The 11,472-nt window shown below is 38.9% G+C and carries 6 protein-coding genes, 10 tRNA genes and 1 pseudogene; 7 read left to right on the top strand and 10 right to left on the bottom strand.

The window, feature by feature from the left end:
- Window positions 1-55: 55 nt before the first annotated feature.
- The 5 genes and pseudogenes from QL986_RS17740 (at window position 56) to gloA (ending at window position 5,207) form a co-directional block, all read left to right on the top strand.
- The gene (locus QL986_RS17740) at window positions 56-1,129 is read left to right on the top strand and encodes a DUF418 domain-containing protein (RefSeq protein WP_013465292.1); all 1,074 of its coding nucleotides are present in this window, start codon (window positions 56-58) and stop codon (window positions 1,127-1,129) included.
- 173 nt (window positions 1,130-1,302) lie between these two features.
- Window positions 1,303-1,374, top strand: a pseudogene (locus QL986_RS17745) (endonuclease III); the annotation flags it as partial.
- A gap of 312 nt (window positions 1,375-1,686) precedes the next feature.
- A complete protein-coding gene (locus QL986_RS17750; protein ID WP_013465293.1) occupies window positions 1,687-3,597 on the top strand; it encodes an aminotransferase class V-fold PLP-dependent enzyme in 1,911 nt (636 codons plus the stop codon).
- Between the two features lie 119 nt (window positions 3,598-3,716).
- The gene (locus tag QL986_RS17755; protein WP_013465294.1) at window positions 3,717-4,748 is read left to right on the top strand and encodes a serine hydrolase domain-containing protein; all 1,032 of its coding nucleotides are present in this window, start codon (window positions 3,717-3,719) and stop codon (window positions 4,746-4,748) included.
- 54 nt (window positions 4,749-4,802) lie between these two features.
- Entirely contained in the window at window positions 4,803-5,207 is a 405-nt protein-coding gene (gene gloA, locus QL986_RS17760) for a lactoylglutathione lyase (RefSeq protein ID WP_013465295.1), read from the top strand.
- Window positions 5,208-5,294: 87 nt separating this feature from the next.
- Here the strand turns inward: gloA and QL986_RS17765 are convergent, their stop codons facing one another.
- The 10 genes from QL986_RS17765 to QL986_RS17810 all read right to left on the bottom strand — a co-directional run bounded on the left by QL986_RS17765 (window position 5,295) and on the right by QL986_RS17810 (window position 10,294).
- On the bottom strand, window positions 5,295-5,561 hold the full coding sequence (locus QL986_RS17765; RefSeq protein WP_013465296.1) for a DksA/TraR family C4-type zinc finger protein: 267 nt from the start codon (window positions 5,559-5,561) through the stop codon (window positions 5,295-5,297).
- A gap of 245 nt (window positions 5,562-5,806) precedes the next feature.
- Complete coding sequence (locus tag QL986_RS17770; protein ID WP_016900426.1) at window positions 5,807-8,674, bottom strand: pitrilysin family protein; 2,868 nt, start codon at window positions 8,672-8,674, stop codon at window positions 5,807-5,809.
- 281 nt (window positions 8,675-8,955) lie between these two features.
- Window positions 8,956-9,031: transfer RNA gene (locus QL986_RS17775), tRNA-Glu, on the bottom strand.
- A gap of 93 nt (window positions 9,032-9,124) precedes the next feature.
- Window positions 9,125-9,200: transfer RNA gene (locus QL986_RS17780), tRNA-Glu, on the bottom strand.
- A 93-nt stretch (window positions 9,201-9,293) separates the two neighbouring features.
- Window positions 9,294-9,369 (bottom strand) — tRNA-Glu (locus tag QL986_RS17785).
- A 93-nt stretch (window positions 9,370-9,462) separates the two neighbouring features.
- Window positions 9,463-9,538: transfer RNA gene (locus QL986_RS17790), tRNA-Glu, on the bottom strand.
- Between the two features lie 180 nt (window positions 9,539-9,718).
- Window positions 9,719-9,794: transfer RNA gene (locus QL986_RS17795), tRNA-Glu, on the bottom strand.
- Between the two features lie 93 nt (window positions 9,795-9,887).
- Window positions 9,888-9,963, bottom strand: a tRNA-Glu gene (locus QL986_RS17800).
- A gap of 143 nt (window positions 9,964-10,106) precedes the next feature.
- Window positions 10,107-10,182, bottom strand: a tRNA-Glu gene (locus QL986_RS17805).
- A 36-nt stretch (window positions 10,183-10,218) separates the two neighbouring features.
- Window positions 10,219-10,294: transfer RNA gene (locus QL986_RS17810), tRNA-Ala, on the bottom strand.
- 663 nt (window positions 10,295-10,957) lie between these two features.
- On the opposite strand from QL986_RS17810, the gene QL986_RS17815 reads away from it, so the two are divergent.
- Window positions 10,958-11,033: transfer RNA gene (locus tag QL986_RS17815), tRNA-Val, on the top strand.
- Between the two features lie 149 nt (window positions 11,034-11,182).
- Window positions 11,183-11,258, top strand: a tRNA-Val gene (locus QL986_RS17820).
- Window positions 11,259-11,472 lie beyond the last annotated feature (214 nt).

The following is an 11,472-nucleotide window of genomic DNA, read 5'->3' on the forward strand; positions in this document are numbered from 1 at the left end:
CATTATGATACAGCAATGTCTCAAAAGTTAAAAATGAATTCTGTGGAGCAAGAGAGTGAATAGACTAATCGGTATTGACTTTGCAAGAGCGTTAGCGCTCTTTGGTATGGTTATTGTCAACTTTAAGTTAGCCATGAACGCCGATATTGGCACACCACAATTAATAGAGTTTGCGGCTCTATTCGAAGGTCGGGCTTCGGCTTTGTTTGTTATATTAGCGGGTATAGGTATTGCGTTTTTAACTAAAAAATGTGTTACCAGTGAATCACTTGAACACATCAAGCAAGTAAGAACCTCTTTGATAAAAAGGTCTGTTTTACTACTTTTGATTGGCTTGGCTTTTACACCTATTTGGGAAGCCGACATCTTGAAATTCTATGCATTCTATTTTTTGATAGCTGCATTATTATTTACTCTTAGCAGCAAGAAACTGCTCAGTGCATCTATCGGTTTTGTTTTTGCATTTCCATTAATGTGGCTATTCTTTGATTACGAAAAAGGATGGGATTGGCTTGAGCTTAGTTATTCTGGTTTTTGGACAAATGAAGGAGTGATTAGACACCTTTTCTTTAATGGTTATCACCCAGTTTTACCATGGTGTGGTTTCTTGTTATTTGGCATATGGTTGGGTAAACAAGATTTATCCAATGCTAATGTAAGGAAGTCTTTGTTTACATGGTCTTTAAGTATTTTACTTATTGTAGAAGCAAGCTTCTATATGCTGAGAATGTGGGCAGGAGATGACCCGTCTATTGGCATGTCAAAAGATGAAATTGAGTTTTTGTTAACCACGTCAATAATACCGCCGTTGCCACAATATATGTTTTCAGCTGCAAGCTCTGCCGTTCTTGTTTTGCTGGTTTCTCTAAAACTAGCAAGTGTATTTCCTACCAACCGGTTAATTGAGTGGCTAAGCAAAACTGGGCAGTTAACGTTAACTCTGTATGTAGCACATGTCATTATTGGCATGGGAATTCTTGAGGCAACTGGCTTACTCGTTAATCAAACCATAGACTTGTCAATATTTTCCGCATTGGTCTTTTGCATAATTAGCATAATTTTCAGTGTGTTTTGGCTCAAGTATTTTAAACACGGGCCTTTAGAATGGATTTTTAAAAAATGCACTTAGTAGGCCAAAACATTGTTCTAAAAAACTAAAACTATTGAGACTGTTAGCTGTTTAATTAGGGTAAATAATGCTATGTCGATAGTAACAGTCAGGAAGTTAATAAAAGCATCCTATAGGTATTACCTTTTGCATCTACTTTTATTATCTTTCGGCTGGCCGACTCAAACCTTGATAAGTTTGCTATGGGTAAGAACGTTGTTGAAGTAGAAAAGAAGCTCGAAAAAGTAGTGCCTAAAGAGTTTAAAGATAAAGCAGAATAGATCCGTAAATAAAAAACGTTCATTTAGCACGATTGTTAATACTAAACCTCAATTATCAGGCTTATAAGAATAAGCTCAATGATTAATTCGTATTCCAGTGTTACTTTTTTGTTTATTCAAAGTAGGTGTCTAACTTTGGCACCTTTCATTTTTCATACCTTGTAAATCAATTCAAATAAAATCTGTTTATTCGTGATTTGCCGTAATTATTGGAACATTTTCAAAGTATTAATTTCACAAGCGTCAATCCTTTAGTTATGCTGTTGAGCATTATGAAATTTTATTACGAGAATTCCTATGCTACCAATACTTCGTATCTTGTTAATTGAGCAAGATCCAGTCACCTTACAAGAGCTTTCAACGAATCTGTCGAAGACTATTGTCAATTTTGAGCGAGATGATATTCATATCGATATTATTGAGCGTCTTGAGCTAAAACAAGCGTTGGACATTGTAGAGGAAGATGGTGATATTCAGGCTGTAGTGCTTAGCTGGGATTTGCAAAATAAGGTTGGCGAACGCACTTATAGTCGCTTTATCGAGCAGTTAAAAGGGATCCGCCTTGAGCTGCCTGTTTATGTTATTGGCGATGATACGAAGGGGCTTGAAATCGTTAATGAGTCGGAGGAGATTGAGTCTTTCTTTTTTAAAGATGAGGTAATTTCTGATCCTGAAGCAATTTTAGGCTATATGATCAACGATTTCGATGACCGCTCAGAGACCCCATTTTGGACTGCGTACCGCCGCTATGTTGGCGAAGCAAACGATTCTTGGCACACACCAGGTCACAGTGGCGGCTCGAGCTTTAGAAATTCTCCTTATATTAAAGATTTTTATCAGTTTTATGGTCGTAATGTGTTCGTGGGCGATCTGTCGGTTTCTGTTGATTCGTTAGGTTCATTGTCAGATAGTACTAATACCATTGGCCGTGCGCAAGAGTCAGCAGCGGCGACGTTTGAAGTCAAGCATACCTATTTCGTTACCAATGGGTCGTCTACCTCAAATAAAATCATCTTGCAGACATTGCTGCGTAAGGGCGATAAAGTGATCATCGACCGCAATTGTCATAAATCTGTGCACTATGGCATTTTGCAATCAGCGAGTTTACCTGTTTATTTGTCGAGTATTTTAAATCCTAAATATGGCATTTTTGCGCCGCCGTCGTTGGCCGATATAAAACAAGCGATAGAACAAAATACCGATGCAAAATTGCTGGTTCTCACCGGTTGTACTTACGATGGCCTACTGAGCGATCTGAAACAGGTGGTCGATTTTGCCCATCAACATGGTATTAAAGTATTTATTGACGAGGCATGGTTTGCTTACTCGCTGTTTCATCCAAGCCTACGATACTATTCCGCCATTCATGCTGGCGCTGACTACGTCACTCATTCGGCGCATAAAGTGGTATCGGCGTTTTCTCAAGCGTCTTATATTCATGTTAACGACCCTGATTTCGATGCTGATTTCTTTCGTGAGATTTACAGTATTTACGCCAGTACATCGCCAAAATATCAGCTTATCGCGTCGCTTGATGTGTGCCAAAAGCAATTAGAGATGGAAGGCTATAAGTTACTCAATGCTTTGTTGAACCATGTGGAAGAATTTAAACAACAGATGGCTTCACTCAAACAAATTAAAGTACTAGGTAAGCAAGACTTTATGGAAATATTTCCGCACTTCAGTGGTGATAACATGGGTCACGATCCGCTAAAAATTCTCATCGACATAAGCGAATTACCTTATTCGTTAAAGGATATTCATAAATACCTGCTGGATGAAATTGGCCTAGAAATAGAAAAATACACTCACAGCACCATCTTAGTGTTACTGACGCTTGGCGGCACGCGCTCAAAAATAATTCGTCTTTATAATGCGCTCAAAAAACTCGACAGCGGTAAAGTGAAGTTGTCAAAATCGACGCGACGATCTCGCTTGCCTGAAAACCTACCCGCTATAGACCTTGCGTGTATTCCAAGTGATGCTTTTTATGGCGAGCGCGAATCTGTGCCTATCGGTAAAAGTAACAACCGTATTTGTGCCGGTTTAGTTACCCCCTATCCGCCAGGTATTCCGCTTTTGGTGCCTGGGCAGCATATTACAGAGGAACACATAGAGTACCTTAAAGAGCTAGCAGGACAAGGTTTGACGATTCAAGGGAGTTTCGATGGTGAAATCTATGTTCTTAAGGGCAAAGTTAATAAGTAAAAATATACTTTAATACAGTCAAACTCCCCATAACTAAACAGCAATATCACATGATATTGCTGTTTAGTAGAGTAAAAAGCTGTTCCTCACACTCCAAAAATAAATGAAGCCAGAATGCAATGATACAATTGAAGAACAAAAAAGCGCTTACACTTCTGCGGATTGCAGCTCTCATTGTTACTCTTACTAGCATATACATTTTTGCCCCTTGGCAGTTTGCTTTATATTACTTTCACCCACTGCCCGCTAACGTTCAAACACAAACACAAGAGGCTATTGAACAAGGAGTCGATGGCATTATTGTGTATATTCATAAACAAGGGCAGCAACCTGAATATTTTGCAAATGGTTGGCATAATAGAGAGCACAAAATACCCGCTTACCCTAGTGCACTTTTTAAAATTGGCAGCATTCGAAAGTTATATGATGCAGCCGCTTTAACCAAACTTTCAGCCGCTGGACGTATTGATGTAGATAAAACACTGGCTGATTATCTTCCATCGTTAATTGGACGCATTGAAAACGCAGATAAAATAACACTACGAATGATGGTAAAACACAAAAGTGGCATACCCAATTACACAGACACTGATAATTTCGATTGGTCAATCACCTACCCTGACCCACTTGCATTAGTACTCGATAAACCCGCTGATTTTAGCCCTGATGCTGACTATGGCTATTCTAATACCAATTATTTGTTGCTGCGAAAAATTATGTCTAACGTGCTGGGTTATGATCATAACCAATATATTAAAGATGAAATTTTAACGCCACAGGGCCTAACGCATACGTTTTCATCTGTACATGAAATCAATTTAGTAGATTTGATGAGTGGTTACTACGTAGGTTATGAGAATGATTTTAAAGCACTCGATCAAGGCTATGTGGCAACCGCACAAGATGTAGGCGACTTTATTTTTGCTTTAAACAAAGGGACTTTTTTCGACGAACAAGAGCAAGCTTTGTATGCATCACTTTATAAGTATGAACACACAGGTTGGGTATTAGGGTATTCAAGCATTGCTCGTTATTATAAAGATATCGATACAGTCGTTGTGCAGTTTATAAATACTAATGGCGATGATACTGTGATGCTCACAGAAATAATTTATAATCGGATTATTGATATTTTAACTGCGCAGCAATAGTATTTAAAACTAGCTGCGTTATAAAAATTTATATGAATTTTAAAGAGGATTTAAATGCGTTTACTACACACCATGTTACGGGTTGCAGATCTAGATAAATCAATTGCGTTTTATACTCAAGTACTTGGTATGAAAGAGTTACGCCGTGCTGATAACGAAGAGTACCGCTATACCCTCGCCTTTGTAGGCTACGGTGAAGAAACTGACACAACAGTGCTTGAACTGACCTATAACTGGGATACCGACAGCTATGATTTAGGCAATGCCTATGGTCATATCGCGATTGAGTTTGATGATATCTATAAAGCCTGTGCTGATATCAAGGCCGCTGGCGGTAACGTAAGCCGTGAACCAGGTCCAGTAAAGGGTGGCACAACAGAAATAGCGTTTGTAAAAGATCCAGATGGCTACTCAATTGAACTTATTCAGAAAAAAGAAAATATGAATAAATTTTTGTAAATATATTTAATAGGTTTACTAAGCGGCTTTTTAATTATTTAAGCTTAACTCTGATACAATTTTAAAAAAGGTGCTGTATGCACCTTTTTATCGTAATTGACTATCTTTACTGCCACGCCGATTAAGCCCTTTAGAAAGTGCGCCTTTACCTTCTAGTTCAACTTGGCAGCTTACACAATACTTAACACCTGGTAACGCAAGTCTTCGTGCCTGTGGTATTGGTTCTTCACATTCTTCACATAGCTCGGCACTGGCTCCAGAAACTAAGTTACTTCTAGCATATTGCACAGCATCATTAACGCTGGCGTCGATTTGATCTTGAATTGCACCATCGCGTGCCCATCCACTTGCCATAAATCCTCCTAATAAGGTTGGATGTTTAAATTTATGTTACCAAATTGAATCTTTATAAGTACTGAATGATAAAGCTAGGAATGTGATGTTCTTTGAAGGCTAAAGCTGCAAAATTATATCTTAAGGAAAGGCGCTGTAGTTGTTCCTTGTAATCTATTTTCACAGAAAGTTTAAAACGCCCTACAATTAGGCAAAAAAAAGCAGCTAAAAAAACTGCTTTATAATTCTAATTATTTATTTAAATATTAAAGGCTATAATCAATAACCTTCATGCCTAATTTTTCAAGCTCTGGACGAAGTGTTTTAGCATCACCCACTACTAAATAAATCATATCTTTAGTATTTAAGTGTTTTTTAGCTAAGGCGTTAACTTCTTCTTTGCTAATATTGCTAACAATCTCATTTCTTTCTTTTACAAAGCTAGGTTTTAAATCGAACTCTAATATTTGTGCTAAAAAGCCAAGTTTTGCATTAGGCGTTTCGTATTTAAGCGCATCTTTTTGATTGATGGCTTTACGCATAAACATAAGCTCTTCGTCAGTGACACCGTTTTGAGCATAGTTATTAAGCTCATTAGTAAACTCTGTAATAGACGCTGCAGTAGAGTCGGCTCTCACCGCTGCAGAGGCTGTAAAGCCACCTGATGTTTTGTCACCCCAAAAACGAGAGCGAGCACCGTAAGTGTAGCCTTTATCCTCTCGTAAATTTAGATTGATACGACTGTTAAAAGTGCCACCAAATGCAAAGTTCATTAAGTTAGCTTTAAAAAACTCACCTGTAATGTCTTCAACCATATCGCGTTTACCAATACGAATTTCTGATTGAGGAGCGTCTGGTTTATCAACCAAATAAATGACATTAGTTTCGACTTTAGGTTCGCTGAAATCAACGGCAATTGGGCTCGATTTACCTTGCCAGTTTGCAAGTGCAGCTTTAACTTTTGGCTCAATTGTTGACTCTTTTAAATCAGAAACAATAATGACTTGCGCGCCCTGTGGTTTAAAGTTTGCGTTATAAAAAGCTTTAACGTCATCTAATGTAATAGCCTCAATACTATTAAGCGTTCCAGTACTTGGAAGTGCAGCTATATTGTCGCCATATAGTAATTTGCTATATGTATTAGATGCTAAATAACCTGCATCCTTCATTGAATGTTGAATATTTTGAATGATTTGCTTTTTATTACGCTCAAAGTCATCGGCATTGAATGATGGTTTAAATAACTTCTCTTCAACAAGCTTTAGCGTTGCATCTACATTTTTGGTTAAGCTAGAAACATACACATTAGTATGTGTTTTATCAGCGTATATGTTTACCTGGCTACCCAGTTTTTCAAGCGCATTACTCATTTGCTCCGTAGTGTAGTTTTGCGTTGACTCGCTCATTAACGATGCAGTCATTGACGATAAACCCACTTTACCAGCTTGCTCATTATACAAGCCACCCGGAACTTTAATAAAAATAGCAGTAGTTGGCGTTTCTATACTTTGAGTACCTAATATTTTAATACCGTTTTCGGTCTTAGTTTGCCAAAGAGTAGGAACATCAACAGCAGGATTAGCGCCGGCCTCTGGATGAACACTTCGGTCAAATGTATCAACAGCTCTTCGTGCCACTAAATCATCAGCTGAAGTTGTAGATGGACCTCCAAAATCATACGCTTTAGGAGTAAAGTTGTCTGGGGCAGCTATAAGTTGAGTTTGGCCTTCTGGCACAACACTCATAATAACGGCAGACTTACCTTTGATATATTGATTAAAAACACGCATAACATCGGCTTTTGTAACTTTGTTATAACGTGCAATCTCATCTTTAGCTGAGTTTGGGTTACCTGTGAACGTTTCAGATGCGGCTAGTTGAGAGACTTTTCCTGATACGCTTTGCAGACCAAAAATTGCACCTGACTCTATTTTAGCTTTTACTTTATCTAAATCATCTTGTGTAACACCACGCTTTTCAAATTCAGTAAATGAATCACGAATGATTTTTTCCATATCAGCTAACGTTTTTCCTGCTGTAGGATTAGGTAAAGCATAAAGGCTAATTGAGCATGCTAACTCTTGGCATGGATGATTTGCACTTGCTTGAACAGCAAGTTGAGTTTTAACTAGGTTTTTGTATAGTAGTGAATTATTACCTCCACCTAGTATTTCAGCAAGTATATCAAGAGGTGCTTCATCTTCAGAGCGAGCATAAGTCGTTGGGAAACTCATACTTAATAAAGGTAAGTGAACCTTATCTTCCATTGAAATATATCTATCGGCATCTAGTGTTACCGCTGTTTTTTCAACTTTAGGTATTGTAGGACCTTTTGGTATTGGTGCAAAGTATTTAGTAACTAATGGTAGTATTTCATTAGCGTTGATGTCGCCACCAATAGTAAGCGTTGCATTATTTGGTCCGTACCATTTTAAAAAGAATGCTTTTAAGTCATTTACATTTACGCGATTTAAATCGTCCATAAAACCAATTACAGGCCATGAATATGGATGGCCATCTGGATACATAGCTTGAGCAACACGCTCACCTAAACGACCATAAGGGCGATTATCAACACGTTGGCCGCGCTCATTTTTTACTGTTTCGCGTTGTACTTCAAATTTTTCTTGGGTTACAGCATCGAGTAAAAAGCCCATTCGGTCAGCTTCTAGCCACAACATCTTTTCTAATTGATTTACAGGTACTGTTTCAAAATAATTTGTTCTATCTGAGTTAGTAGTACCATTTAAAGTACCGCCTGCTTCAGATATTATTTTAAAATGTTCCTCATCAGCAACATTTTCTGAACCTTGAAACATCATATGCTCAAAAAAGTGAGCAAAGCCTGACTTACCCAACTCCTCGCGAGCAGAACCAACGTGGTATGTTACATCAACGTGTACTAAGGGATCTGAATGATCCTCATGTACAATTACAGTTAAACCGTTATCTAGTTTGTATTTTTTATACGGTATGTTGATTTCGCCTGCATTAGATTCCACTGATTCAATAAGTGTAACGCCAGGAATTGATGTTTCTGTAACAATATTTTTATCAACAGCTTGAGTTGAGCTATTACATGCAGCTAACCCTGATGCAAGTAAAACAGCAAGTGCAATTTTTGTGAGTTTCATTTTTTAGTCCATATTTAAATTAACTCTATGAGTTTAAAGACTAATTAAAAGTACAACAAGGAATATGGAGTGATTACAGCTTTGGTTTTGTAACAAAGTGTGAATAGAATGATATGAATATGAAGTATGAAATGAGGGTATTAATTTGTAGTTTTATTCTAATAACACTGCACGTCCTATCTAAGTAGTAAATGACATAGCTAAGAGATTGATACTCTTGATAACATCGTGCAAAAAGAGTGTTATGTAACTCTGCTTTATACAATACTTAAAATAGTAAGTGGCGTCCCCAAGGGGATTCGAACCCCTGTTACCGCCGTGAAAGGGCGGTGTCCTAGGCCTCTAGACGATGGGGACACAGAATATGTGTCACTAGGACAACTGAATGGTTTGACTTGTTTCAGGCGAGCTGCTCAATAACACTTCACTTCCCTATTTAAAATAGGTAAGTGGCGTCCCCAAGGGGATTCGAACCCCTGTTACCGCCGTGAAAGGGCGGTGTCCTAGGCCTCTAGACGATGGGGACACAGAATATGTGTCACTAGGACAACTGAATGGTTTAACTCGTTTCAGGCGAGCTGCTCAATAACACTTCACTTCCCTATTTAAAATAAGTAAGTGGCGTCCCCAAGGGGATTCGAACCCCTGTTACCGCCGTGAAAGGGCGGTGTCCTAGGCCTCTAGACGATGGGGACACAGGATATGTGTCACTAGGACAACTGAATGGTTTGACTCGTTTCAGGCGAGCTGCTCAATAACACTTCACTTCCCTATTTAAAACAAGTAAGTGGCGTCCCCAAGGGGATTCGAACCCCTGTTACCGCCGTGAAAGGGCGGTGTCCTAGGCCTCTAGACGATGGGGACGCAGAAATTGGTTTGCAAATCACTGATTTGCTATTTCTGCGTAAGATGAGCCGAGCCTGCAAGGCGAATGGCATTATCTTCTCAGAAACATTTTCTGTGTCACTAGGACAACTGAATGGTTTGACTCGTTTCAGGCGAGCTGCTTAATAACACTGCACTTCCCTATTTAAAATAAGTAAGTGGCGTCCCCAAGGGGATTCGAACCCCTGTTACCGCCGTGAAAGGGCGGTGTCCTAGGCCTCTAGACGATGGGGACACAGAATATGTGTCACTAGGACAACTGAATGGTTTGACTCGTTTCAGGCGAGCTGCTCAATAACACTGCACTTCCCTATTTAAAATAGGTAAGTGGCGTCCCCAAGGGGATTCGAACCCCTGTTACCGCCGTGAAAGGGCGGTGTCCTAGGCCTCTAGACGATGGGGACACAGAATATGTGTCACTAGGACAATTGATTAGTTTTACTCACATCCTGAGCTTTAAGGTAATGGCGTATAGTACAAATAAAGACTCGAGCTTTATGTGTTACGCTATTTTCTCGGTAAAACCGCCTTTAACTAAAAAGTTAAATGGCGTCCCCAAGGGGATTCGAACCCCTGTTACCGCCGTGAAAGGGCGGTGTCCTAGGCCTCTAGACGATGGGGACACAGAAAACTGTTACCCTAGGACAAACACTAAAAATTGGTGGAGCTATGCGGGATCGAACCGCAGACCTCTTCGCTGCCAGCGAAGCGCTCTCCCAGCTGAGCTATAGCCCCAACTTATTCAATACGCTCGGTGATAATCACGTCGTGTATCGCTTAGTGCGGGGCGCATTCTATGCACCCCCCAAAATAAAGTCAACAGTTTTTTATGCGACATTATTTAAATGGTTTAAATTTCAACAAACTGGCTATCATACGTGCTAAAAAACAGATTTTCATACTAATTTAGATGTCATGTTGCGCTTTACGTTGTTGTACTCGCCACATGTATACGACTAAGTACCCTATTCAACCGATAATATGAGTTTGAATATGATTTAAAGGGTATACATTTATATGCAAATTAGCTTGGTGCTGTTTTACTACTAAAAAAGCGCTGTTCATTGGCATGTTAAACTTTAAATAACTTTTTATTATCCGCTAATTTGTATCACGCAATACAATTATTGAAAGTTAGTCTTTTATTACATAAATATTTTATTGTTTATCCGACCACTAATGACATCTATTTAGTCTACGCCGCCGACTTTAAATAAACATTAAGCTTAACAATTGTTCGTTTAATATTAGTTTGTTGATAAAGTGAACACCGTTCGCACTGTATTGTTTATAAAAGCTTCATTCAGCACATTTTTATCATTCAAGTGTTGACACATTTGCAACTCTATCTATAATAGCGCCCCACAACAACGCAGCAATGTGGTGTTGTTTAGATGCGGGTGATTAGCTCAGTTGGGAGAGCATCGCCCTTACAAGGCGAGGGTCACTGGTTCAAGTCCAGTATCACCCACCACATTTTAATGTGTCGTATCTAATATTCTATATGGGGCGTTAGCTCACTTAGAAAAAAGAGAGCCTACTGCTATTTACAAGTAACGGCAAGGTTCACTGGTTAAAGTCCAGTACTATTAAACTTTAATAGTAGCGTTTAAATTTATATGTGGGTGATTAGCTCAGTAGGGAGAGCATCGCCCTTACAAGGCGAGGGTCACTGGTTCAAGTCCAGTATCACCCACCACATATAAAACCTATTGTTATATTAATAGTGATATGTATTAAAATTGTAATATGGGTCGTTAGCTCAGTTACAAGAAGTGAGAGCATCACCGCTATTTACAAGTAACGGCGAAGTTCACTGGTTAAAGTCCAGTACTATTTATTTTAATAGTAGCGTTTTAATTTATATGTGGGTGATTAGCTCAGTTGGGAGAGCATCGCCCTTACAAGGCGAG

It is taken from the genome of Pseudoalteromonas sp. APC 3250 (assembly GCF_030407915.1).
In the GTDB taxonomy this organism is placed as follows: Bacteria; Pseudomonadota; Gammaproteobacteria; order Enterobacterales; family Alteromonadaceae; genus Pseudoalteromonas; species Pseudoalteromonas tetraodonis.